The organism is Acidimicrobiales bacterium (assembly GCA_040219515.1).
Taxonomy (GTDB): Bacteria; Actinomycetota; Acidimicrobiia; order Acidimicrobiales; family Aldehydirespiratoraceae; genus JAJRXC01.
Genome location: JAVJSI010000018.1, coordinates 234,105 through 257,922, shown reverse-complemented (window position 1 = coordinate 257,922; position 23,818 = coordinate 234,105). Strand labels below are relative to the sequence as shown.

Genomic DNA, 23,818 nt, shown 5'->3' with positions numbered 1-23,818 from the left:
TGGTAACCTCTGGTCGCATGCTCGACCGAGCGTTCGCGCCTCGAAGTCCACTTGCAGAACACTCTCCGTACGAGAAAACGCGCTCCTTCTCGCGTCGGCTGTTCCTCCTCGCCGTCTTCTGCATGCCCCAGCAGCTCGAGCTCGACGCGTTCAAGAGCGTCAGCGAAACGCGCTTTGCGCCCGGCGACATCCTCTTGGTGCTCTCGGTCCTCGCCGCTCCCGGAGTGCTGCGGCTGCGCCGTGAACCCGTGTCCCTCCTGCCACTGTTCATGGTCGGAACGCTCGCGTATGGCCTGATCGTCACGTTGTTCAGGGCTGGTGAGGTGACGGCCTGGGCCATCAACGTGAAACTCTTCGGTGCGCTGCTGCTGGGCGTCTGGTTCTTCGTCACTGCCCATCATGTGAGTGAAGGGTGGGGGCCGAAGATCATCCGGGTCTGGCTGATCGGGATGGCGGTGAACGGGGCGATCGCCTATGTCGACTGGAAGTGGTTCGACGTTCTACCGTTCCTCGATGCCAAGATCGACCCTCGGTTCGGTGGCATGCAGTACGACCCCAACAACGCGGGGGCGGCGTACGCAGTGGCGTTGGTCGTGCACTGGCGCTACGGCCACCGGGTCTTCCGGTCGAGCGCCGTTCGTGGCTCCCTCAGCGTGTTGTTCCTCCTGCTGCTCGTCTTCACTCGTTCGCGCGGGGGGCTCATCGCCTTCGGGATCGCTGCGTTGGCGATCTTCGCCGCGACCCACATCAGCGTCGCCAAGCTCAGCCGGTTCGCCTTCATCGCCTTTGCGGCGCTGCTCATCGGTGCCAGCTCGGGGATCCTGGGTGACACGTTGTCGGACTGGGAGCGACGACCCGACACCGTCGCTGCCCGTGAGGGTCAGATCGATGAGGCGCTGCGCTGGTTCCCGGAGTCGAACGGACTCGGGCTCGGGCTCGGGGAGAGCCGCGAACGCCGGGGAAAGATCACCCACAACACGGCGGTGTGGTTGACCTCTGAGATGTCGGCGGTCGGGCTCGCGATGTTCGCCGTGGCGGTTGCGCTGCCCATCCACGCCGCACTGCGGAGAAAGCGCGATGACGACGATCTCGCGATGGCTGTTCTCGGGGCGAACGTGGCCATGGTCGTCGCGTCGTTGGGGATCGAGGCGCTCTATCAACGCCAGTGGTGGCTCTTCATCGCGCTCTGCATTCCGCCGACGATGTCGAGCCGTACCGCCGCGAGCGCGCCGCCGACCGTCGAGCTCCGTTCCGGATGAGCGTGCCCTCGCTCGTTCTCGTCGGCGGCGCCGCTCGCTCCGGCACGACCGTCCTCGCCCGCACACTCGCCGAACACTCCGACGCTGCGGTTCCGCCGGAGCTCTACTTTCTCGGACCGCTCATCCACTCGGTGGAGACGGGCTCTGTCGCGGGGTTCGTTCGGTCGCGGTTCGGGCGTCGCCGTCTCGACAGCGTGGGGGTGCAGATCCCCGAGTCGCTGCAGACGCCGCAGACCGACCGCGCTCGTCAGGCGGTCGAGATCTGGGTTCAGGTGTGTGAGCAGCTGGGGGTCGCCGACTCGCCTTTCGTGATCGAACACTCGCCGTCAAACACCGTGAACGCCTCGTTTCTCGCAGAGCGCCTTCCGGTGCACGGAGTTGTACACACCGTCCGAGACGGTCGAGCCGTGCTCAACTCGATCCGTCGCGCGGACTTCGGACCGCAGCATCCGACAGTCGTCGCGCAGTGGTGGATGGCCATGATCGCGGCGGGACAGGCAACCGAACGGTCGCTCGTCAGTACCCGTGTGCGCTACGAGGACCTGCTCCGTGATCCCGCAGGTACGGCCGACGAAGCCCTGGACGCGCTCGCCGTGCCGACGATCGACCAGCGTTCCGTTCCGGTGCCACACAGCACGATCTCCCGCACGACCCACGCACTGCTCGATGCCGATGCGTCACCTGCCCGCGCCGACGCATGGCGTGATGAGCTCGACCCGGCGATCGTCGCCACCTTCGAGTCGATGGCCGGTCCTGTGTTGCGTGACCTCGGTTACGACTGCCCGGCCGGTGTCCTCCACGGCGGCCACGCCGACACGATGGCGCTGGCCGATGCGCTGACCCGGCTGACGACCAAGGCCCCCCGTCGGCTTCTGCGATTCGTGCGCGCGTCGCGCGCTCTTTCCTAGGTGGATCTGTGCCGTCCAAACAGACGATTGGGCTCTCGGTCGTCACGATGGGCGCGCAGTCCCTGTCGAGCGTCACCAACTTCGTCATCGTTGCGCTCGCGTTGTCGGCGGGAGCGCTCGACGAGTTCGGCCGTTTCTCCATCGTGTTCCAGCTCTGCCTCGTTGTCATCGCGGTCGGCCAGGGATCGCTTGGCAACATCGCCCTCATCCACTCCGATCAGTCCGACGCGGCTCGTGGGCCGGTACTCAGTTCGGGTTTGGCGAGCATGGCTCTCCTGCTCGGGATGGTGCTCGGTCTCGGACTCGCGGTTGCGGGCCTGGCCCTCGGTGGTGAGATGCGTCTGCCGTTGTTGCTGGCCGCGGTCGGTTCACCCGCTCTCGTCGCGCAGTACTGCCTCCGGGCCGGGTATTTTGCTCGAGGTCGACCGCAGGGCGCGCTCATCGCCGACGCGGCGTGGTTGGGCGTGGTGCTCGCCGTCGCGGCAGTCGACGTCTCGACCGGTTGGGAACCGTCCACGAATGCGTACCTCGCAGCCTGGCTTGCCGGCGCAGTCGTGGGTGGCGCCCCTGCCATCGGTCTCGGACTCCGGTTTCGCAGGTCGGATCTGATCGAGGTCTGGCGGGCCACTGGGCCGCAGACCATTCGGCTCGGGGCCGAAGGAATGCTGGCCCGGAGTGTGTTCGTCGTCACCCTGATCTGGGCCGGCATCCTCGTCGGCGACGACGCCAGCGGCTCGTTGGCGGCTGCCGTCGTGGTGTTCTCGCCGCTCACGGTCGTGCACACGTCCTCGTTGGCGCTCGTGGTTCCGGGCGAGGTGCGCCGCCGCGGGATCCATGTGGTTCGTCGAAGTGTTCCGTTTCAGGTCGGTGGATCGATCATGGTCGTCAGCGCACTCTGGGGCCTGTTGCTGTGGATCTTCGACGTCTCGGGATTCTCGTTCGGGCCGTTCGACCTCGATGCGAGCGAGGTCACCCTCGGGTTGTTTCTCGCCACCCTTGTCCGGTTCCTCGCGATGGCGGCCTGGCGGGGTCCGATCACGGCGTTGCTCATCGCCGACGCGGCCGGAGCGAGCCTGGAGACGCGGTTCGTCGGCACGGTCGTGCAATGGAGCCTCCCCGCCGTCGGCTTTGCCTGGTGGGGGGTCGAGGGGGGCGCTTGGGCCCTGGCGGTCGCGACCTGGGTCGGCGCCGCGGTCGCCTGGCGTCGCTACGAGAAGCTCCGCATCCCAGCCGGCTGATCGCGGCTAGGCGCCGGCGAGATAGCCGGCGATGACCTGGCGAGTCTCGGCGATCACCTCGTCGTCGGTGCGCGTTCCCACCTCGACGAGTGTGCCGGTGTGGACCTCGATCATCGGTCGACCTCGCCACGGGATGCGGGGGAGCTTTCCCCGGCTCGCCCAGATCTCGTCGGTGTGGACGAGCGCGATGGGCAGGATCGGTGCATTCGCGGCGCGGGCGATCTCGACGAAGCCGGGACGGATCTCGCCGAGTCCGTCGGGTTGACGACGGTCGGGGGGAATGATCCTTCCCTCGATCATCACGGCCACGGGTCGGCCCGAATCGAGGGTTTCCTTGGCCGTCGCGATGGATTCCCGTTTGCCGTCGCCGGCGGGAATGCACCCGAGCGAATGCAGCCACTTTCCCATGACCGGTGCGTCGAAGTACTTGGCTCGTACGAGGCAGCGGGCGGGTAGCCCGTAGTGGCCCAGGGCTTCGACGGCGACGAACAGGTCCGCGAGGCTGCGATGGTTCGCGACCATCACCACCCGTTGCGGAACGGCATCGCCCATCGACTCGGGGTGGTAGGTGATGCGGCGCAGGACGTGGCCGGTCAGACGAATACGTCGCGCCCAGCGCTCGAAACGGCGACGGTCACGTAGTTGGTCTTCGCTCTCGACGGTCATCGTGGGCGCGGTCAGCCGCGGTGCGCGGTGGTGACGATGTCGATGGTGTCGCCGTGCAGCACGAGCGGAACGAAGAACGCAACGGCCGAGAGCAGGATGAACACCGCAAGCACGTTACGGCCGGAGTCGGGCCCTGACGCGATCGTGAGCGCCACCGCGGCGATGAGGCCGATCACCGCGAGCCAGGTCTTGAAATCGATGCTGTCGCGGTCGAGCCGGTCGCCGTCGGTGTTGGCCGCGATGGTCGCTCGGTCCTCGGGCTGGCAGATGCCGCAGTTGGCGCCGACACCGGTGGGATAGCGCTCCGGATTCTCGTTCACGACCCGCTCGATCACGTCGTCGGCGTCGCGGGCTTCCACCCAGGTGAAGACGCCGTCGAGGGTGATCAGGGTGAGTGCCACCACGATCAGCGTGAGGAAGATGCTGCGGCGGGGCCCGTCGAGAAGCGGCGTTTGGCTGACGGTCGAAGTCATGTGACCCCAAGGGTACGACGCCGACGCGGAGGGTGGGCGAATCCCGGTACGGTCGGCCGATCATGGAGGTCGCAACCGACACACCGCCGGCCGACGTGCCCCGCGACGCCTGGCTCGCGCTGGGCGTCGCCACCTCTGCCGCCTTCCTCGTGGTCATCGACGTGTCGGTGGTCAACGTGGCCCTTCCGTCGATTGCCGACGATTTCGATGCCGGCACCACACAGCTCTCGTGGGTGATCTCGGGCTACAACGTGGCCCTTGCCTCGCTGCTGTTGTTGTCGGGGCGTCTGGCTGATCGCCACGGGCGACGCCGGATGTTCATGTTCGGGTTGGTCGGGTTCCTGATCGGCTCGGCGCTGTGCGGTCTGGCTCCCGGCGCCAATGCGCTGATCGTGGCCCGAGTGGTCCAGGCGGTGGGTGGGGCGTTGCTCACCCCGGCGTCGTTGGCGATGGTGTTGCCCCGGTTCCCGTTGGCGAAGCGCGGTGTCGCGATCGGCGTGTGGGGTGCAATGGGCGCGCTCGGCGCCGCGTTCGGGCCGACGGTCGGTGCGCTGCTGATCGAAGCATCGGGGTGGCGCCTCATCTTCCTGATCAACATTCCGCTCGGCATCGCGGTGCTGAGTGCAGCTCGCCGGTTCGTTCCGGAGAGCCGCGACGAGGACGCCCACGGTGGCCTCGACCTCGTGGGCGTACCGGTCGGGATCGTGGGTGTCGGGCTCGTGATGACGGGCATCGTCCGTTCGGAGTCGCACGGGTGGAGTGACACGTTCGTGCTGCTCCCGATCGTGGTCGGTCTCGCGCTGATGCCGGTGGTGGTGTGGCGCTCGGCGCACCATCCGTCGCCGCTGCTCGACCTCTCGCTGTTCGAGAAGCGCTCCTTCTCGGTCGCCATCGCTGCGGTGTGGGTCTTCTCGCTGGCCTTCACCGCCGGTTTTCTGCTCAACAGCTTCATGCTCCAGCGCCTCTGGGGGATGAGCGTGCTCGGGACCGGCCTCGCGATGTCGGCCGGGCCGGTGGTCGGCGCACTGTCGTCGGCACCCTTCGGCGGACTGGCCGATCGGATCGGACATCGCTGGGTGATCTCGATCGGTGCCCTGCTCGCCGGCGCGTCCTACCTGTCGTTGCTCCTTCGCATGACGGAGGAACAGCAGGTCCTCACCGTCTTCCTCCCTGCGATGCTGGCCCTCGGCCTGGGGGTCGGGGCAACGATCGCCGGGCTGCAGAGCGCGGCGATGGCCGAGGTGGAGCCACGACAGTTCGCGAGCGCCAACGCCACCACGCGCACGACCCAGCAGGTCGGCTACGCGATCGGCATCTCTGTCGTGCTGACCCTCGCGGCCGACCTCGACCTGCCCGGCTTCCGCGCCGGCTACACGTGGGTGACCGTCTGCTACGCGAGCGCGGCGGTGATCATGGCCGTCTGGTACCCGTCGGGGTCAGCGGCCAGCCGTCAGGCGACGATCTCCCCTCAGGTGAAGACGTAGTCGTCGGGGTTCGGCGCCTTCGTCCACTGCTGATAGTTGTGGATCGGCCACGGCGAGAGCGTGAAGATCTGCCCGTTGGCGTTGCGGAAGTGCGTGTGCTGGATCGACCAGTGCGACCACACCATCTGATGGATCTCCGAGTGACGGCGGGCTTCGAACTCCTCGTGGACGTCCTTCTTCGGTTCCATGGTCGTGTGGCCTTCGGCCAACAGCTGTTCGATGCAGCCCATGATGTAGGTGATCTGGCATTCGGAGTGGAAGATCAGGCTGCCGCCGTGGGCGAGATTCGTGCCCGGGCCGTACATGCAGAAGAGGTTGGGGAACTCGGGGACGGTGATGCCCAGGTAGGCCGACGGCTCCTCGCCCCAGTGCTCGGCCAGGGTCTTGCCGCCTCGGCCGGTGATCTCCATCGGCCACAGGAACCGGTTGTGGTGAAAGCCGGTCGCGTAACAGATGATGTCGACCTCGTGGAGCACACCATCGGTCGTGCGCACACCATCCGCCTCGATGCGTTCGATACCGGTGCGGATGAGGTCGACGTTGTCTCGTTGCAGCGCCTTCAGCCACGACCCGTTGTCCTGGAGCGTGCGCTTGCCGGTGGCCGGGTAGTCGGGGATGACCTTGTCGAGCAGTTCGGGCGCGCCGGCGAGCTGCTCGCGGATCCACCCCTCGAAGAACTGGCGGGTCGCCGCGTTGCCTGCGCTCACGGCGAGGCCATCGCTGTCGTCGTAGTCGGGGTCGATGCGCGAGTTGGAGAGATCGCCGCCGGAGCCGGGCCAGAACTGGAGGAAGCGGAACCAGCGACCGAAGAACGGCAAGTGCCGGATCGCCCACTTCTGCCCCTCGGGCACCTTCTCGTGATAGTTCGGGTTGGGGAACATCCACTGCGCGGTGCGCTGGAAGACCGACAGGTGAGCGACGTCGGGGGCGATGGTGGGCGCGATCTGGAACCCGCTCGCCCCGGCCCCGACCAGGGCGACCCGCTTCCCCGCGTAGTCGACAGTGGGGTCCCAGCGCGTCGAGTGGAACGACGGGCCGTCGAAGTCCCCGATGCCGGGGATGTCGGGCATCTTCGCGCGGTTCAGGGAGCCGACCGCGCTGATCAACGCGCGCGCCTCGAGGGTCTCCTGGTTGCCGTCGGTGTCGCGGACGACGACCGACCATCGACCGGTCGCCTCGTCGAGAGTGGCGCCGATGACCTCGGTCTCGAAGCGACAGTGTTCGTCGATGCCGTGGTTCTCCATCACGTTCTGGAAATAGCGCTGGAGTTCGGGCTGCTGGGCGAAGTACTCGGTCCAGTGGTCGGACGGCTCGAACGAGTAGCAGTAGAAGTGGCTGCCCACGTCGACGCGGGCGCCGGGGTAGCTGTTCTCCCACCAGGTGCCGCCCGGTCCCGCGTTCTTCTCGACGATGGTGAACGGGATCCCGGCCTCCTGGAGTCGCAGGCCGGCCAGCAGCCCGGACTGTCCGCAACCGATGACGACCACGGGGAATTCGGCCCGAACCTCGGTCGGCACCGAGTCGGCCCACGCGACGCGGTTCACGTCGGTGTCGCCGAGTCCCATCTCGTCGAGCATCATCGGGACGACTTCCTCGGGGATCTCGGCGCAGCCGATGAAGTTCATCATCTCCTGGAGCAGCGCGGCGTCGGGCTGGTCGGCCGGTGGGACGCATCCGTTGTCTCGGTACGCGATGATCTCGGGAAGCGCCCGCCGTCGCACCTCGGCCTTGGACTCCTCGTCCATGTAGCCCTGGTACTCGTTGAGGAAGAGTCCGGCCGGTCGGAGGTCGCCGCGTACCCACGCGGGGTCGCCGGTGATGTGGACCATCGTGCACAACAGGGTGGGAATGCTGACTTCTTCGAGGGCGGCGGCGATTGCCTCGTCGCTGTCGGTGAAGGGCAGGCCGGCGTGGGGATGCCGGGCGTCGTCGGAGGCGAGGGTCATGGGTGCCACTGTGCCCCGCTCGGTCGGGTCGTGGCCAAACCGTCGGGGCCGATGCCGAGTGACCCGGGTGCTCGCTAGTCTCGCCGGGATGCAGGAGCACGAGGTGTCCAACTCCCAGTCCGACGACGTGCCGGCCGCCCCCGCCCTCGCCGGCGAGGAGACGCTCGACGGGTTCGAGGCCGACCTCGACAGCGTTGCCGGGGCGCTGGAGGCGCTCGACGCCGACGACCTCGACGCCGCCGAAGCCCTCGTGGCCGGTCTGGACACTGTTGAACCAAGCAGCGATGTCCCGACCGACCCGGTCTGACATGAAGCGGCTGGCCCCCGTCGCTGCGCTCATGGGTGTCGTGCTCGGCGCCCTGGCGTGGCGGCGGGTGCGACAGCCGGCCGGCGAATCGCCGATCAGCGCCGTCAGCAAGGGCCGCCGCCGCGTGGCGATGGGACGTCTCGTCGCCCGTCGCGCGACGGACCGCGGCGTCACGAGGGCTCGTTCTCGTCTTGCCTCGGACGAGACACGGCGTCGGCTCCAGGCCGAACTCGAACGGCGCGAGGCCGACGACGTGGTCGGCGCTCTCGGCGAGATGAAGGGTGCGTTGATGAAGCTCGGCCAGATGGCGAGCTATCTCGACGACGGCATGCCCGAGCCGATGCGCGTGGCGCTGGCCACGCTGCGCGCCGACGCCCCGCCGATGCCGTCGGATCTGGCCCTCACCGAGATCGAACGCTCGCTCGGTCGCCCCCTCCACGAGCTCTTCGCCGATGTGCAGCCAGAGCCGATCGCAGCTGCGTCGATAGGACAGGTCCATCGGGCGACGACCCTCGATGGCCGCGAAGTGGCGGTGAAGGTCCAGTACCCGGGCATCGCCGAGGCCATCGCGGCAGATCTCGACAACACCGAACGGCTGGCGATGCTGCTCGGGATGGTCTACCCGGGCCTCAACCCCGACGAACTGGTCGCCGAGCTTCGGGATCGCATCAACGAGGAGCTCGACTATCGCCAGGAGGCCGCCAACCAGCGACTGTTCTGCGACTACTACGCGGGCCACCCCCACGTCTGGGTGCCGGCCGTGATCGAGGAGCTCTCGACGGGCAACGTGCTCACGACGGAGTTCGTGGCCGGGCGACCGTTCGAGGACGCGTTCACCTCCGAGCTCGAGGAGCGCCAGCGGGTCGCGGAGATCGTCTACCGCTTCGTCTTCCGCAGCCTCAATCGCCAGTACGTGTTCAACGGCGACCCGCATCCCGGCAACTACATGCTGGCCGACGACGGTCGGGTCGCCTTCCTCGATTTCGGGTTGGTCAAGCACTTCGCCGCCGAGGAGGTCGATCAGTTCGCGGTGCTCATCAGGGCGATGATCGACCGTGACCCCGCCCAGTTCCGCGACGCGGCCGAGTCGCAGGAAGTCCTGCGCCCGGGTGCGCCGTTCACCGACCAGGAGATCTTCGACTGGTTCGCCGCCTACTACGAGCTCATTCTCGACAACGAGCCGGTCACGGTCACACCGGAGTACAGCGCCCGCCTGTTGCGGCAGACGTTCGACGCCAAGACCCACGAGATCCTTCGCCACACCAATGTGCCGCCCACGTTCGCGCTGATCCAGCGAATCAACCTGGGACTGTTCTCGATCCTCGGTCAGCTGAGGGCCACCGCGAACTGGCGGGCGATCTCCGAGGAACTCTGGGTGTGGACCGATGCTCCGCCGAGCACACCGCTGGGCGTTGAAGAGGCCGGCTGGTTGGCCGGCCGCCGCGATGATCAGCCGGCGGCGTCGAGTTCGTCGTAGTCGTCGGCCCCGGCCTGATCAGCACTGGCCGGGGCCGCACCGGTCTGATCGATGCGGTCGAGTCGTTCGCTCACGGCGAGGAGATAGCCGGTGGCCCGTTCGGCGAGCGGGTTGCGGTTGACGAGCGCCTCGAACGCGGGGGAGTGGTCGGCCACGACGAGATGGGCGAGCTCGTGCACGATGACGTGATCGAGCACCCAGGGCGGCACGTCGACGAGACGGTCGGAGATGCGGATGTCGCCGCGATGCACCGAGCACGACCCCCAGCGCTGGCGTTGGGTCTTGGACCACCGGATCGACTCGGGGGTGGGGAGCTCGAAACGCTCGGCGAGCGCCGCGGCCCGGGTGGTCAGGTCGATGGCGTGCGACCGACGCTCCTGCTCGATGCGCTCGACGACGTCGGCCACGAACTTCTGCTCATCGGCGGCCGACATCCACGACGGGATACGCACGCGGATGACCCCGTCGACGATGCGGGCCGAGACGGTCTTGACCCGCTTCTCGGACCGGATCACCTCGACGGGATAGCGAGACGACATCATCGCTAGAGGATGTCCTGGTTCTCGATGGTGACGTCGTCGGGCGAGAGCTGGACGCGCTCGCCGAGGCGCCAGCCGCGGTCGTCGTGGTGGAACCAGCGGGCGCCGAGGTTGGCGATGCGTTGGTAGGGCGCGCCGTGGTGGCCCTCGAGGCTGTAGATCACTCCGCCGTGCGACACGATCAGCACGTCGCCGCTGCCGATCTCGGCGCGGACCCGCTCGAGGGCATCGGCCACGCGCGCGTGCACGTCGGTGTCGAGCTCCCAGCCCGGCGGCCAGATGCCGTTGTCGAGGTTGCCGGGGAAGCGCTCGTCGATCTCTTCGCGGGTGAGGCCCTCGTACTCGCCGGCGTGGCGTTCGCGAAAGGCGGGCTCCACGAGCACCGGGCCGACGCCGAGGCGGTCGGCGATGATCATGGCGGTGGTGAGGGCCCGGTCGAGGTCGCTCGCGATGATCGCGTCGAAGCTGCCGAGCTGGTCGGCGGCGCCGGCGGCCTGGGCGCGGCCGAGGTCGGACAACGGGGGGTCGGCCTGCCCCTGCCAACGGCCGGCCGCGTTCCATTCGGACTGCCCGTGTCGGGCGAGGAGCACGTTCAACATGATCGATGCCGACCGTATCGGCGCGCACTGACACCGGTGGGGATGGCGCCGCTACCGTGGCGTCCGATGGCACAGCTTCGCTTGTTCGCATCCGCCCGCGAGGCGGCCGGTACGAAAGCCGACGAGTTCGCCGGTGCCACCGTGGGGGAGGTGCTCGACGCGGCAGTGGCCGAGTACGGCGAAGTGTTCGCGGGCGTGCTCGACACCGCCGCGGTGTGGTGCAACGGGGAAGCCACGGAGCGGAGCCACCCCGTTTCCGACGACGACGAGGTGGCGGTGCTGCCCCCCGTCTCGGGCGGGTCCGGCGGGCCGCGCCGGTCCCGGTAGGCTGCCGCCGACAGTGATCGAAGACAGAGAATTCGACGACAGAGAATTCGACGACGCAGAAGGTCGAGAGCCGAAGAATGATCCCTGATCTGCAACACGTGTTGGATCCCGAGTTCCTCTCGGGTCTGGCCGATGTTGCGACCAACGACCTCCGGGCCAAGCGAGCGAGGTGCACCGACCTCGAGAACGGCGTCTCCTATGTCCGTCGGTTGACCCAGGGTCGCCTCGACGTGATCGTCGCGGAGACCCAGCGCCGAGCCGACGGTGGCGGCGGCGACCTGGCCGACCTCGTGGCGCGGCTCCCCGAACTGCTGAGCGACGGTGTCCGCGCGCCGGGCTCGGGCCGCGTGGAGCAGGAGCTCGATCCGCCCGACGACGTGGTCGTGCCGTTGAGCGCCGTGCTCGACGACGTCGTCAGCGCGTCGGTCATGTCCGACGTCGTCAGCCTGAGCGACGACGATCTCGCGACCGCCATCCACGGCCTGCGGGACTTCGAGAAACGACTCTCGAGCAGCCGCCGGTCGCTCCACACCACCATCGACGCGCTCAACGGCGAACTCGCCCGTCGGATTGCAGCGGGAGAGCCGCCCGCCACCCCGGCGTGATCATGCTCGACCTGCGACGGGGCCGGGAATGTCGTCCCGGTCTCGCGCGTTGGAGCATGACGTGAGTCGAGTCGCGGTCCTCTCCCTGCACACGTCGCCCCTGGTCCAGCCGGGCCACGGCGATGCCGGGGGCATGAACGTCTACATCCGCGAGCTCGTGTCGTCGCTGGCGCAGGCCGGCACCGACGCAACCGTCTACGTCCGCCGCTGGACCCACGATCTGCCCGAGGTCGTCGACGTGGAACCGGGGTTCCGCGTGGTCCACATCGACGCGGGCCCGATCGGGATGGCCAAGGAAGAACTCCCCGACATCGTCGACGAGTTCACCGACGCGGTCGGGCGCGACCTGGCCGAGCGTCCGGCCGACGTGATCCACGCGAACTACTGGCTCTCCGGCGTGGCCGGTCACCGGCTCAAGCATCAGCTCGACCTGCCGCTGGTCACCACGTTCCACACGCTGGCCCGAGTCAAGGCCGAGACGGGCGACGCCGAGCCGCAGCGCCGAATCCACGCCGAGTCCGAGGTCATCCGCTGCGCGGACGTCATCACCGCGAATTCGGTCACCGAACTCCACGAGCTCGTCACCCACTACGGGGCCGACCCCGACCGCGTCGAGGTGGTTCCCCCCGGTGTCGACCATGCATTTTTCTCTCCGGGTGCCCGTGACGGCGCCCGCACCGCACTCGGTCTGGGCGCCGAGCCCCTGCTGCTGTTCGTCGGTCGTATCCAGCCGCTCAAGGGTGTCGACGTCGCCGTCGAGGCGTTGGCCGAGCTCGGACACGACGACGCGCGCCTGCTGATCGTCGGCGGTGCGAGCGGCAACGACGGCGACGACGAGGTGCGCAAGATCGAGAAGCTCATCGCCGATCGGGGCCTCACCGATCGTGTCGACATGATTCCGCCGCAGCCCCACCATGTGCTGTCGACCTACTACCGGGCCGCCGACGTGTGTCTCGTGCCGTCGCGCAGTGAGTCCTTCGGCCTCGTCGCCCTCGAGGCCGCCGCGTGTGGCACACCCGTCGTGGCTGCCGACGTGGGCGGGCTCCGCACGCTCATCGAGGAAGGGCGCACCGGATTCCGCATCAGCGGCCGCGATCCTCGCGACTTCGCAGCGGCCACGCGCCGCATCCTCGATTCGCCGCTGCTGGCCGACGAGATGTCCCGTCACGCGGCCGACGCGGCGCTGTCCTACACGTGGACCACGATGGCCGCCCGTCTGCGGCGGGTCTATCTCGACCTCGGCCGACGCGCGCCCGTCGACTGTCTGGCCTGACGCGTGCAGTCACCGCCCGCGAGTCCCGAGGAACTCGCCACGCTCGAAGCGCACATCGACGAATGGCTCGCCGGCGAGATGGCGGAGAATCCGGCGCTCGAAGCGGTCGAGCGTTCCGAGGACGACATCGTCCGCTGGTTCGTGCGCCTGCGGGGCGAGGAGAAGGACGTGTGGACCGCGTGGTGGACGCTCGGTCAGCGCACCCTTTCCTACGAGACCTTCCTCATGCCGGCGCCGGAAGAGAACGAGGTCGAGTTCTACGCCCACCTGCTGCGCCGCAATCGCAAGCTGACCGGCCTTCATCTCGAGATCGGTGAGGAGGAAGCCGTCTACCTGCGCGGCTCGCTCCCCGTCGCGGCGGTGAACGACGCCGAACTCGACCGCATCCTCGGCTCGATGTGGGCCGCCGTCGAACTGATCTTCCGACCGGCCATGCGGCTCGGCTATGCATCCCGGTTCAAGGGTTGAACAATGCGACGGTACTTCGCAAGAGGGGCTTGCTTTTCAGTAAGTTTCGTGTAGTTTCGTTTCAGACCCGGTGGGGGTGCGAGGCGCTCGGGGAAGTGCGCTGATCTTGCTCCCACCGGGTCGTTCACGTTCTGGCCTACGGTGCGCCGTGTGACGAAGCTCCAGATGATCGGCGGCGGAAAGATGGCCGAGGCGCTCCTCGGCGGAATGATCGAGCAGGGTCGGGCACGAGCCGACGAGTTCCATGTCGTCGAACCGCGCGCCGGCCGGCGGGCCGAACTCGCCACGTCATGGCCCGACCTCTCGATCGGCGAGACACCGCTTGCCGGCGTCGACGCAGTCATCGCGGTGAAGCCCGATGTGGTGACGGCCGTGCTGCCCGGGCTGGCCGACGCCGGCGTGTCGCGGGTGCTGTCGATCGCGGCCGGCGTGCGCATTGCCGCGATCGAGGCGGGGCTACGTGACGGCGTCGCGGTGGTGCGGTGCATGCCGAACACGCCGGCCCTCGTGGGCAAGGGCGCGGCCGCCATCGCCGGTGGCACCCACACCACGGATGACGACATCGCCTGGGCGTCGGGCATCCTCGCCGCCGTCGGGCTCGTGGTGACCGTCGACGAGGAGCAACTCGACGCGGTCACCGGTTTGTCGGGTTCGGGGCCGGCCTACGTGTTCCACCTGGCCGAGGCCCTGATCGCCGCCGGCATCGCCGAAGGGCTGCCGCCCGCGACGGCCGACGCCCTGGCCCGCCAGACGCTGCTGGGTGCGGCCGCGCTGCTCTCGGAGACGGGCGAGGATCCGGCCGTGTTGCGGACCAACGTGACCTCGAAGGGCGGCACCACCGCGGCCGGCCTGGCCGTGTTCGCCGCCGCCGACTTCCTCGGACTCGTCGGTGAGGTGGTGAAGGCGTCGGCTGCTCGCTCGCGTGAGCTCGGGGCCGACTGACCACCGTCGCGGTCCCGCCGGTAGCGTCGTGGGGGTGAATCCGCGATTCGACACCGTCTCCTTCCTGTCCGACTTCGGGCACGGTGACGAGTTCGTCGGCGTCGTTCACTCGGTCGTGCGGTCGATCGCCCCCCACGTGACCGTGGTCGACGTCACCCACGGCATTGCGCCGTTCGACACCCGCGCCGGTGGGCTCGCGCTCGCCCGCGCCGCGAACTACCTGTGTCCGGGGGTCGTCGTAGCCGTGGTCGATCCGGGGGTCGGCACGAGCCGCCGGCCGATCGTGATCGAGGTGGGCGACGGTGCGTCCTATCTCGTCGGCCCCGACAACGGCCTGCTCGCACCGGCGGTCGGACTCGTGGGTGGCGCCACGCGCGCCGTGGAGCTCACGTCGCCCGAGCACCGACTCGACACTGCGGGCGGCGCCACGTTCGACGGACGCGACGTGTTCGCCCCGGCCGCGGCCCATCTCTGCAACGGAGTATCGATCACCGATCTCGGCCCCGAGATCGAACCGGCCGGACTCATGCCCGGTCTCCTGCCTGTCAGCCAGGTCGAGAACGACAGCCTCGTGTGCGAAGTCCTGTGGGTCGACCGCTTCGGCAACTGCCAGATCAATGTCGACCCGATCGACGTGGCCCTGTTCGGCGAACACCTCATGGTGAACATCGGTGGCGATGAGCGCGTCGCCGTGTTGGCCGCCGCCTACGACGACGTGCCGACCGGCCGCGTGGGCCTGGTGGTCGACTCGAGCGGCCTTCTGTCGATTGCGGTCGCCCGGTCATCGGCGGCGGCCGAGTTCGGTCTGGCCGAGGGCGACGAGGTGCGCATCTCCGCGCTCGACGGCAACCCGAATCCGGGCGCCGTCACATCGGTCCAACTGGGAAAGCGACCGTCATGAGGGGACTGGCATGAGAAGTGGCACGACGCTGGTGATCGCGTTCTTGCTGTTCGCGATTCTCGCGGCCGGCGCGCTGCAGTTCTTCCTGCTGACGCGCTAGTTGTCGCCCGCCACCCGATCGCGGGTGAAACGGGTGGCACCGCGAACCACGAGCAGGAGGGCGACGACCCAGATGCCCGCGCCGATGGTGAACGCGAGGGCGGCGTCGACCAGGAGGAGTCCCGTGGATTGACCGACCGCCACGAACACCAGCGGCAGGATCACGGCACCGCCCAACTGGTTCGCTTCCTGGGTGGTGCGGCACCGGGCCGACACGCGCACCATGATGCCGAGTCCCAGCGTGGCGACGGCCGGCGCGACCCAGAAGATCACGATCAGCCACAGCCCGTTGGGCACCACGAGGCCGTCGACGATGCCGTAGGACACGGTGTTGGCCACGACGGTGAAGGCGGCAAAGCCGATCCACGAGATGGCGACGGCCGGGAGGAAGCCGGTCAGGAACTTCGCGATGAACATGTCGCGGTCGGCGATCGGAAGGTGCAGCAGTGTTTCCATGGTCCGCCGCTCCTTCTCGCCCGCGAACGCGTCGGCGGCCAGGACGGCCGACACCATCAGCGGCACGATGAGGAAAAGGGGCGCGAGCAGAAAACCGAGCACGAGCGTGAGCAGTTGCTCCTCCTGGGGCAGCGAGGCGATCGGCTCGGCCAGTTGCGAGGGCAGCGAGTCGAGGAACTCGATGCGGCCACCCGTGCGGCTGGCCCGGCGCGCCGCGTAGCCGACCACGAGGGGCAGCACGACCATCAGGATCACCGGCACGGAGAGCATCGGGATGATGACCGCCTTGCTGCGGCGAACGGCTCGCAGGTCCCGCGCGATGATCGCCCGGATGGCGTGGGTGTCGGGCGCGACGAAGGTGCTCATGCGCGCTCCGCGACGAAGCTGGATTCGAGGGCGAAGTACACGTCCTCCATCGAGGCCTGGCGCACGGTCGCCCCGAACACGTCGATCTCGTGGGCGGCCAGGGTGGAGAGGATCGCGGCCATCGTCCGGCGGTCGCGGATGGCCACGGTCGCGCCGGTCGCGCGGGCCTCGGTGCGCAGGACGCCTTCGACGCTGTCGACGAGATCGAGGATGGTCTGGGCCACCGGTCCGCCGAAGTCGAGATCGGCGGGCACGCCGTCCCACAGTTCGGCGGCGAGGTCGTCGGGCTTGCCGAGGGCGCGGAGGCGGCCACGGTCCAGCACCGCCATCCGGTCGGCCACCCGGCCGGCCTCCCCGAGGAAGTGGGTGGCGAGCAGCACGGTGCGACCGTGCTCGCGGGCCAGGCTGCCGATCAGGTCGGTCACGTCCCGGGTGGCCGCGGGGTCGAGGCCCGAGGTGGGCTCGTCGAGAAAGAGGATCTCCGGGTCGTGCAACAGCGCTCGCGCCAGCGCCAACCGCTTGCGCTGACCGGTCGAGAACCCGGCGGTGCGGAGGTCGGCCATGTCCGACATGTCGAAGCGGCCGAGCTGGGCGTCGACCCGGCTCCGGGACTCGGCGTTCGAGTAGCCCCGCATCCGGGCGGTGTACTCGAGGTTCTCCCGGGCGGTCAGTCGGTCGTCGAGCCCGGCGTTCTCGGTGAGCACGCCGGTACGGCGGCGCACCTCGTCACCGTCGACGGTGGGGTCGAGGCCGAGCACCCGCACCTCGCCGCGATCGGGTGTGAGTACGCCGTTGAGCATGCGGACGGTCGTCGTCTTGCCGGCGCCGTTGGGGCCGAGCAGCGCGAGGACCTCGCCACGGTGCACGTCGAGATCGAGGCCATCGACCGCGATCCGATCGTCGAACGAACGGGAGAGGGCGCGGGTGGTGATCGACGCGTGGTCCGACGCCGTCATGGACTCAGGTGCCGACCTGATCGAGCATCGCGAACAGGGCGACGACCCGTTCCGCGGCGATCGACGGCCGAGGCAGGGGCGCAACCGTCGTGGTGGTCACGACGGGCAGGGTCGTGGTCGGGACAGTGGGCTCGGTCGTCGACGGCGGAGCGACCGTCGGCGGTGGCGCGGTGGTGGCCGGCGGCGGCGCCGTGGTGGTCGGTACCGCGCTGGGCGGCTGGAGGAACCGATGGGTCGTGTAGAGCGCCGAGTCCTTCCAGACCACGCCCACGCCGATCTCGGTGAACGCGGGATCGATGATGTTCGCGAAATGACCGGGGCTCGCGACGAAGGCGTCGACAAGGACCTGCACATTGGCACCGACGCCGACGTTCTCGCCGAACTTCGACCAGTCGCCGCTGTAGCCACCGCTGATCGGGTTGGCGTGGAAGATCTCGCCGGCGTCGGCCATCACCTGGGCGTGACCGCGGGCGAGGTTCGAGAGCTCGGCGTCGACCGTGAACGGGGGGAGCCCCTCGTTCGCCCGGACCTGGTTGAGCGCCGCGACGAACGCGGCTTCGTCGTCGGCCGACGCGGCGACCGGATCGGGGCCCGACCAGAGCAGTGAGCCGACCACCGCGAGGGTGACGGCGACGACGAATGCAACTCGGCGCCGGATGGGGTCGAGGCGGGGTTCCTGGGCGCGGTTCATGTCACTGATCCCATCGGCGCCCCTGAGCGATCCTTGAGGCCCACCGAGGGCCCGACGGCATGACCGTGGCATCATTCCCACCGTGAACTTGGCGACCCTTCTCGAAGACCATCCCGGCGACCGGACGGCGCTCGTCGCGGGCGGCGACCGGATCAGCTACGGACGACTGCGTGACGAGATCGACGCCACCCGGGGCGTGCTCAGCCGCCTCGGCCTCGACGAGGGTGATCGCATCGCGATCCTGTGCGGCACGAATCCCCGTTTCGTGCGGGCCTGGTTCGCCATCATCGGCGCCGGATTCGTCGCCGTGCCGCTGAACCCGCAGGCCCCGGCGGCCGAGGTCGAACGCGAGCTCTCCGCGGCGGCGGTGCGCGTGGTGATCGCCGGTCCGGCCGGTGTCGCGGCGCTCTCCACCCTCGATCGAACGAAGGTCCCGACGCTCGAACACGTCTTCGCCCCGGCCGGCAGCGAGCTCGAGGGTGCGGTCGACCTCGACGAGGCGATGCAGCTCGACAACGGTGCCGCCATCGTCCCTCGCGACGACGATGACCTCTGCGCGCTGCTCTTCACGAGTGGCACGGCCGGCAGCCCGAAAGCGGCGATGCTCAGCCACGGCAACTTCGCCGCGAATCTCCGCCAGCTGATGTCGCGACCCGATCAGGTCACCCGCCCCGACGATGTCTCGGTCTGTGTCGTCCCCATGTTCCATGTGCTGGGGCTGAACTCGATTCTCAACCTGGCCATGTGGGTCGGGTCCACCCTGGTGCTGGTCGAGCGCTTCGACCCCATGTCGATGATCGACGTGCTCGAGCACGAGAAGGTCACCGTGCTGGCCGGTCCACCCACGATGTGGGCGGCACTCACGCAGATCGACGATGTGTCGGCCTCGTCGTTCGCCACGCTGCGGCTCGCCATCTCGGGGGCCGCCGCGATTCCCGATCGCATCGTCGAGGACGCCATGGGTCGGTTCGGTTTCCGTATCCACGAGGGCTACGGCCTGACCGAGGCCAGCCCGTCCGTGTCGGTCGCGTCGGGCGACGATCCCGTCGGGTCGATCGGGCGACCGATCCCCGGCGTCGAGGTGCGCCTCGTCGATGAGGTCGGCGACGACGTGTACATCGGCGACCCGGGCGAGATCCTCGTTCGCGGTCCCAACGTGTTCCTCGGCTACTACGACGACCCGGAGGCCACGGCCCGCGTGCTCGACGACGACGGTTGGCTGCGCACCGGCGACATCGCGGTGGTCGACGAAGAAGGACGGCTGTCGTTGGTCGACCGGGCGAAGGACCTCATCATCGTCAGCGGATTCAACGTGTACCCGGCCGAGGTCGAACGGGTGCTCGTGGCCCATCCCGCAGTGGCCGAGGCGGGTGTGGTCGGCCTTCCGCATCCCCACAGCGGTGAAGCGGTGAAGGCGTTCGTCGTGGCCGAACCGGACCGTGCCGTCGAAGAGGACGAGCTGATCGAGTGGTGTGCCACCGAGCTCGCCCGCTACAAGTGCCCGACGAAGATCGACGTGGTCGACGAGATCCCCCGGGGCATGAGCGGCAAGGTCCTGCGCCGCGAGCTCCGGTAGATCCCGACCGGAAGAACCGAACAACCTGCTCGTGCGCTTGTGAAAACGTTCACGAGTTCCGTAGCTTAGGGCCGTGGCAACCGGACACATTCCCGAGGCAACCGTGGCCCGTCTGCCCGTGTACCTGCGCAGCCTCACCGATCTCGCGGCAGCGGGCGAAGCCACCACGTCGTCGGATGTCCTGGCCGAACGAGCGGGGGTCAACGCGGCCAAGGTGCGCAAGGATCTGAGCTACCTCGGTACCCACGGCACACGGGGGGTGGGCTACGACGTCCGTCACCTCACGTTCGAGGTCAGCCGCGCGCTCGGCGTGGCCAACACCTGGCCCGTCGTGGTGTGTGGGCTGGGAAACCTCGGTCGTGCGCTGGCCAACCACACGGGTTTCACCGAACGGGGGTTTCCGATCGTGGCGGCCGTCGATGTCGATCCCGACCTGATCGGCACGACGGTCGACGGGGTGGCCATCCACGCGCCCGAGCGGCTCGGCGACCTGGTCGCCTCGCTCGGTGTCGCGATCGGTGTCATCACCACCCCGGCCTCCGCTGCGCAGCAGACCGCCGACCTTCTCGTGGCCGCGGGCGTGCGCTCGATACTCGACTTCAGCCCGACGGTCGTGAACGTGCCCGACCACGTCGAGGTGCGCATGGTGGACCTCTCCACCGAGCTCCAGATCCTCGGCTTTCACCTGCAACGCGACGTGCTCCCCGGCGGCCCGATGTGACACTGGTCGCCACGTCGTCCCAGAGGTTGGCAAAAGGGTGGGATATCCGTCACTCTGGAGTCAGGTCGGGGGCCTTCCCCGCATCCCTGTCGCAGCAAGGTTCACGTCGTGTCGATCGTCGCCATCGGTTGTAACCACCGGTCGACCCCGCTCGCCAAACTCGAGCGGATGACCATCGCGCCCGACGACATGGCCAAGGCGCTCTCCGGGCTCGGCGAGGCCGACCATCTCTCCGAGGTCGTCGTCGTGTCCACGTGCAACCGCATCGAGGTCTACGCGTTCGCGGAACGCTTCCACGGCGGCTACCAGGACGTGCGCGAGTTCCTGGCCCGTCAGGCCGGACTGGCGCCCGAAGAGGTCGCCGACCATCTCTACGCCCACCACGACGCCGAGGCCGTGCGTCACCTCTTCTCGGTCGCCGCCGGACTCGACTCGGCCGTGGTCGGCGAACACGAGATCCTCGGTCAGATCCGCGATGCGTGGGAGACCGCCCGCGACGAAGGCACGGTCGGTTCGGCGCTCGGCGGGCTCTTCCGTCACGCGGTCGAGACCGGCAAGCGGGCCCGCACCGAGACGGCCATCGCTCGCGGCATCGCATCGGTCTCGCAGGCTGCCGTGGCGTTGGCCGACGATCGCACCGGCGGCATCGAAGGACGCACCGTGCTGGTGGTCGGGGCCGGCGAGATGGCCGAGGGCACCGTGAAGTCGTTGGCCAAGGCCGGTGCCGCCGAGGTGCTCGTGGCCAACCGCACCTGGGAACGAGCCGTTTCGTTGGCGGGAGCGTGTGGCGGGCGAGCCGTGCCGCTCGACGAGCTGAGCGACGCACTCGCGATGATCGACGTTCTCGTCACCACCACCGGCGCACAGGATCTCATCCTCGAAGCCGCCGATGTCGACGCGCTGGCTGCTCGCCGCGATCGGCGCGGTCTCGTGATCGTCGACGTGGCCGTCCCTCGCGACGTCGATCCGGCCGCCCGGCAGATCCCCGGGGTCACGCTGCTCGACATGGACGACATCGGGGCATTCGTCGATCGGGGCCTCGAGGGTCGCAACACCGAGGTCGCCAGCGTGCGGGCCATCGTCGATGCCGAGGTCGAGCGCTACCAGGCGATGGTCTCCGCTCGCGAAGTCGCGCCGCTCATCGCCGACCTGCGGTCGAGCGCCGAAGCGACGCGCGAGACCGAGCTCGCCCGGTTCGCGGCCAAGCTCTCCGAGCTCGAACCCGGCGAACGGGCCGCCGTCGAGGCACTCACCAAGGGCATCGTCAACAAGCTCCTCCACGAGCCCACAGTTCGACTCAAGGACGCGGCAGGTCGCGCCCGCGGCGATCGTCTCGCCGAATCGCTCCGTGACCTCTTCGATCTCTGACCGCCCACCCATGACCGCATCGATCGGTCCACGCTGATGCTGCGGGCCGCAACCCGGGGCAGCGCACTCGCGCGATGGCAGACGCAACACGTGAGCGCATTGCTGGCGGATCGACACGGCGAGGGGGTCGACGAGGTGATCGTGTCGACGCTCGGTGATCGGGACAAGTCCACGCCGCTGCACGAGATCGGTGGCAAGGGCGTCTTCGTGAAGGAAGTGCAGGCCGCAGTGCTCGACGGCCGTGCCGACATCGCCGTGCACTCGGGCAAGGATCTCCCGGCCGAGACACCTGAGGAACTGGTGCTCGTCGCCGTGCCGGTTCGGGGTGACGCCCGCGACGCGCTGGTCGGATGCACCTGGGACGGGTTGCCGCCGGGTGCTCATGTCGCCACCGGTTCCGTCCGACGGCGTTCGCAGATGGCCTGGCTGCGTCCCGACCTCCGCTTCTCGGAGCTGCGGGGCAATGTGCCCACCCGTATGGAGAAGGCCGTCGACTTCGATGCGATCGTGGTGGCTTCGGCCGCCATCGACCGGCTGGAGATCGACGCGCCGGTCATCGATCGACTCGACCCGTCGGTGATGGTGCCGCAGGTCGCGCAGGGCGCGCTCGCCATCGAGTGCCGCGCCGACGACTCGGCGACGATCGAACGACTCCGCGCCATCGAGGATGCCGCCTCCCGGCGCGCCTTCGATGCCGAGCGGGCCTTCCTCTCGGAGCTGGGCGGCGACTGCGATCTTCCGGCCGGCGCGCACGCCGTGTTGCACGACGACGAGATCGAACTCGTCGGCATGCTCGCCACCCTCGACGGACGGGTGTTGATCCGCGAGCGACGCACCGGCACCGTCCCCGAGGCCCTCGGCCGCTCGGTGGCCCGGTTCCTGCTCGACGACGCCGGCGGCACCGATCTCCTGGCGGACGCACGATGAGTGGCGGACGACTAGAGGGTGTGCGCGTCGTCGTCACCCGCCCACGCGAACAGTCGGCCGCGCTGCTCGACGCGCTCGAAGCCGAGGGAGCCGACACCGTTGCGGTGCCGGTGATCGAGATCGCCGATCCGCCCGACGGTGGGGCGGCGCTCCGGGCCGGCCTCGCCGAGCTGGGCCATGGCGACTGGGTCGTACTGAGCAGCCCCAACGGTGCGGTACGGGTGGCCGACGCGCTCGACGGGCGTCCGTTGCGACCGGGCGTCTCGCTCGCGGTGATCGGTCCAGGCACGCGAGCACGCGCCGAGGAAGTCGGCCTGTCGGTCGACGCGATGCCCGAGGACTCCATCGCCGAGGGCCTGCTCGAGTTCCTGCCGGGTCCGCCCGGCGCGGGCGGTGGACGCATGCTGCTGGCTCGGGCCGAAGAGGCGCGCGCGGTCCTGCCCGAGGGTCTGCGCAAGCGGGGGTGGACCGTCATCGACGTCGCCGCCTACCGCACCGTCAGCGTGCCCGTATCGGCCGAGGATGTCGTCGCCTGTCGCCACGCGGATGCGGTCGCCTTCACTTCCGCGTCCACGGTGCGGCACCTGCTCGCCGGCGTCGGCCGAGACAGCCTCCCGCCGGTACTGGCCTCGATCGGGCCGGCCACGAGCGAGCAGGCCGTCGAGCTCGGTCTCCACATCGACATCGAGTCGCGAGAGCACACGATCCCCGGCTTCGCCGAAGCCATCGCGACGGCGATCCCCCAGACGGTCCTGTTGCGACCCGAGCCCGCCGCGGCCGCTGATTCGCAATGGATGCTGGAGCAGTACTTCGTCGAACTCGACGCACGGTTCGAGTCCGGGCTCGACCGAGCCGCCGCACTCACCACGGAACCGGCCGAGATCAGCCCGCCCAACGGACTTTTCGTCGCCGGTCGTCTGGCCGGCGCGCCGGTGGCCTGCGGGGTGCTGAAGATCGTCGAACCCGGCGTGGCCGACATCAAACGCATGTGGGTCAGCGACCGGGTGCGTGGGCGCGGCGTCGGTCGTCGTCTCCTGCGCCGCCTCGTCGCCGAAGGGCGCGCCCTGGGTCTGCGGCGCGTGCAGTTGGAGACCAACCGGGCCCTCACGGAGGCGGTCGCCCTGTACCAGGCGGAGGGCTTCGTGGAGGTGCCGGCCTTCAACGAGGAACCCCACGCCGATCACTGGTTCGCACTCGATTTCGACTGACTGCCGCCCACGCCGCGACGCGATGCGCCACTCTTGTG

At 68.9% G+C, this 23,818-nt stretch carries 25 protein-coding genes; 17 read left to right on the top strand and 8 right to left on the bottom strand.

Annotated features, from left to right (window positions below; translation table 11 throughout):
* The first annotated feature begins 17 nt into the window (after window positions 1–17).
* From RIB98_19495 to RIB98_19485, 3 genes are read left to right on the top strand one after another with little or no spacing between them, the layout of a single operon-like run.
* Window positions 18–1,259, top strand: coding sequence for a hypothetical protein (locus RIB98_19495; protein ID MEQ8843168.1), 1,242 nt, complete (start codon window positions 18–20; stop codon window positions 1,257–1,259).
* Window positions 1,256–2,167 (top strand): sulfotransferase, encoded by a 912-nt coding sequence (locus RIB98_19490; GenBank protein ID MEQ8843167.1) that lies wholly within the window; start codon window positions 1,256–1,258, stop codon window positions 2,165–2,167. Before RIB98_19495 ends, RIB98_19490 begins: the two co-directional genes overlap by 4 nt.
* A gap of 47 nt (window positions 2,168–2,214) precedes the next feature.
* Window positions 2,215–3,405, top strand: coding sequence for a hypothetical protein (locus RIB98_19485; GenBank protein ID MEQ8843166.1), 1,191 nt, complete (start codon window positions 2,215–2,217; stop codon window positions 3,403–3,405).
* Window positions 3,406–3,411: 6 nt separating this feature from the next.
* On the opposite strand, the gene RIB98_19480 is transcribed toward RIB98_19485, so the two are convergent.
* Window positions 3,412–4,071, bottom strand: a complete 660-nt coding sequence (locus RIB98_19480; protein MEQ8843165.1) for a lysophospholipid acyltransferase family protein — start codon at window positions 4,069–4,071, stop codon at window positions 3,412–3,414.
* A gap of 11 nt (window positions 4,072–4,082) precedes the next feature.
* Entirely contained in the window at window positions 4,083–4,544 is a 462-nt protein-coding gene (locus RIB98_19475) for a hypothetical protein (GenBank protein ID MEQ8843164.1), read from the bottom strand.
* Window positions 4,545–4,606: 62 nt separating this feature from the next.
* Here RIB98_19475 and RIB98_19470 point away from each other — a divergent pair, with 62 nt between their 5' ends.
* Window positions 4,607–6,028, top strand: a complete 1,422-nt coding sequence (locus RIB98_19470) for a DHA2 family efflux MFS transporter permease subunit (protein MEQ8843163.1) — start codon at window positions 4,607–4,609, stop codon at window positions 6,026–6,028.
* On the opposite strand, the gene RIB98_19465 is transcribed toward RIB98_19470, so the two are convergent.
* Window positions 6,013–7,974 carry an NAD(P)/FAD-dependent oxidoreductase gene (locus RIB98_19465; GenBank protein MEQ8843162.1) on the bottom strand — a complete coding sequence of 654 codons (1,962 nt, stop codon included), beginning with the start codon at window positions 7,972–7,974 and terminating at the stop codon, window positions 6,013–6,015. The genes RIB98_19470 and RIB98_19465 overlap by 16 nt on opposite strands.
* A gap of 88 nt (window positions 7,975–8,062) precedes the next feature.
* Here RIB98_19465 and RIB98_19460 point away from each other — a divergent pair, with 88 nt between their 5' ends.
* Both RIB98_19460 and RIB98_19455 read left to right on the top strand, forming a co-directional pair.
* The gene (locus tag RIB98_19460) at window positions 8,063–8,281 is read left to right on the top strand and encodes a hypothetical protein (GenBank protein ID MEQ8843161.1); all 219 of its coding nucleotides are present in this window, start codon (window positions 8,063–8,065) and stop codon (window positions 8,279–8,281) included.
* Entirely contained in the window at window positions 8,259–9,758 is a 1,500-nt protein-coding gene (locus tag RIB98_19455; protein MEQ8843160.1) for an AarF/ABC1/UbiB kinase family protein, read from the top strand. Before RIB98_19460 ends, RIB98_19455 begins: the two co-directional genes overlap by 23 nt.
* Here the strand turns inward: RIB98_19455 and RIB98_19450 are convergent.
* Both RIB98_19450 and RIB98_19445 read right to left on the bottom strand, forming a co-directional pair.
* On the bottom strand, window positions 9,731–10,300 hold the full coding sequence (locus RIB98_19450) for a M48 family metallopeptidase (protein ID MEQ8843159.1): 570 nt from the start codon (window positions 10,298–10,300) through the stop codon (window positions 9,731–9,733). The two genes, RIB98_19455 and RIB98_19450, sit on opposite strands and share 28 nt — an antisense overlap.
* Window positions 10,301–10,302: 2 nt before the next feature.
* The gene (locus tag RIB98_19445) at window positions 10,303–10,896 is read right to left on the bottom strand and encodes a histidine phosphatase family protein (protein MEQ8843158.1); all 594 of its coding nucleotides are present in this window, start codon (window positions 10,894–10,896) and stop codon (window positions 10,303–10,305) included.
* A gap of 66 nt (window positions 10,897–10,962) precedes the next feature.
* On the opposite strand from RIB98_19445, the gene RIB98_19440 reads away from it, so the two are divergent.
* The 6 genes from RIB98_19440 to RIB98_19415 all read left to right on the top strand — a co-directional run bounded on the left by RIB98_19440 (window position 10,963) and on the right by RIB98_19415 (window position 15,412).
* The gene (locus tag RIB98_19440) at window positions 10,963–11,223 is read left to right on the top strand and encodes a MoaD/ThiS family protein (protein MEQ8843157.1); all 261 of its coding nucleotides are present in this window, start codon (window positions 10,963–10,965) and stop codon (window positions 11,221–11,223) included.
* 77 nt (window positions 11,224–11,300) lie between these two features.
* The gene (locus tag RIB98_19435) at window positions 11,301–11,828 is read left to right on the top strand and encodes a hypothetical protein (GenBank protein ID MEQ8843156.1); all 528 of its coding nucleotides are present in this window, start codon (window positions 11,301–11,303) and stop codon (window positions 11,826–11,828) included.
* Between the two features lie 61 nt (window positions 11,829–11,889).
* Window positions 11,890–13,101, top strand: coding sequence for a glycosyltransferase (locus RIB98_19430; GenBank protein ID MEQ8843155.1), 1,212 nt, complete (start codon window positions 11,890–11,892; stop codon window positions 13,099–13,101).
* A gap of 3 nt (window positions 13,102–13,104) precedes the next feature.
* Window positions 13,105–13,569: a YbjN domain-containing protein gene (locus RIB98_19425; protein MEQ8843154.1), complete on the top strand. Its 465-nt coding sequence runs from the start codon at window positions 13,105–13,107 to the stop codon at window positions 13,567–13,569.
* Window positions 13,570–13,719: 150 nt separating this feature from the next.
* Window positions 13,720–14,511: a pyrroline-5-carboxylate reductase gene (proC, locus tag RIB98_19420; protein MEQ8843153.1), complete on the top strand. Its 792-nt coding sequence runs from the start codon at window positions 13,720–13,722 to the stop codon at window positions 14,509–14,511.
* A gap of 34 nt (window positions 14,512–14,545) precedes the next feature.
* A complete protein-coding gene (locus tag RIB98_19415; protein ID MEQ8843152.1) occupies window positions 14,546–15,412 on the top strand; it encodes an SAM-dependent chlorinase/fluorinase in 867 nt (288 codons plus the stop codon).
* A 96-nt stretch (window positions 15,413–15,508) separates the two neighbouring features.
* Here the strand turns inward: RIB98_19415 and RIB98_19410 are convergent, their stop codons facing one another.
* Genes RIB98_19410 through RIB98_19400 form a run of 3 tightly spaced genes read right to left on the bottom strand, consistent with a single transcriptional unit; the run spans window position 15,509 to window position 17,980 of the window.
* On the bottom strand, window positions 15,509–16,333 hold the full coding sequence (locus tag RIB98_19410; protein MEQ8843151.1) for an ABC transporter permease subunit: 825 nt from the start codon (window positions 16,331–16,333) through the stop codon (window positions 15,509–15,511).
* Window positions 16,330–17,289, bottom strand: coding sequence for an ABC transporter ATP-binding protein (locus RIB98_19405; protein MEQ8843150.1), 960 nt, complete (start codon window positions 17,287–17,289; stop codon window positions 16,330–16,332). Before RIB98_19405 ends, RIB98_19410 begins: the two co-directional genes overlap by 4 nt.
* Window positions 17,290–17,293: 4 nt before the next feature.
* A complete protein-coding gene (locus tag RIB98_19400) occupies window positions 17,294–17,980 on the bottom strand; it encodes a CAP domain-containing protein (GenBank protein MEQ8843149.1) in 687 nt (228 codons plus the stop codon).
* Window positions 17,981–18,062: 82 nt separating this feature from the next.
* On the opposite strand from RIB98_19400, the gene RIB98_19395 reads away from it, so the two are divergent.
* From RIB98_19395 to RIB98_19375, 5 genes are all read left to right on the top strand, one after another.
* Window positions 18,063–19,556: an AMP-binding protein gene (locus tag RIB98_19395; protein ID MEQ8843148.1), complete on the top strand. Its 1,494-nt coding sequence runs from the start codon at window positions 18,063–18,065 to the stop codon at window positions 19,554–19,556.
* Between the two features lie 73 nt (window positions 19,557–19,629).
* Window positions 19,630–20,277: a redox-sensing transcriptional repressor Rex gene (locus RIB98_19390; GenBank protein MEQ8843147.1), complete on the top strand. Its 648-nt coding sequence runs from the start codon at window positions 19,630–19,632 to the stop codon at window positions 20,275–20,277.
* A 108-nt stretch (window positions 20,278–20,385) separates the two neighbouring features.
* The gene (locus RIB98_19385) at window positions 20,386–21,645 is read left to right on the top strand and encodes a glutamyl-tRNA reductase (protein ID MEQ8843146.1); all 1,260 of its coding nucleotides are present in this window, start codon (window positions 20,386–20,388) and stop codon (window positions 21,643–21,645) included.
* A 36-nt stretch (window positions 21,646–21,681) separates the two neighbouring features.
* Entirely contained in the window at window positions 21,682–22,572 is an 891-nt protein-coding gene (hemC, locus tag RIB98_19380) for a hydroxymethylbilane synthase (protein MEQ8843145.1), read from the top strand.
* Between the two features lie 20 nt (window positions 22,573–22,592).
* A complete protein-coding gene (locus RIB98_19375; protein ID MEQ8843144.1) occupies window positions 22,593–23,780 on the top strand; it encodes a uroporphyrinogen-III synthase in 1,188 nt (395 codons plus the stop codon).
* Window positions 23,781–23,818: the final 38 nt, after the last annotated feature.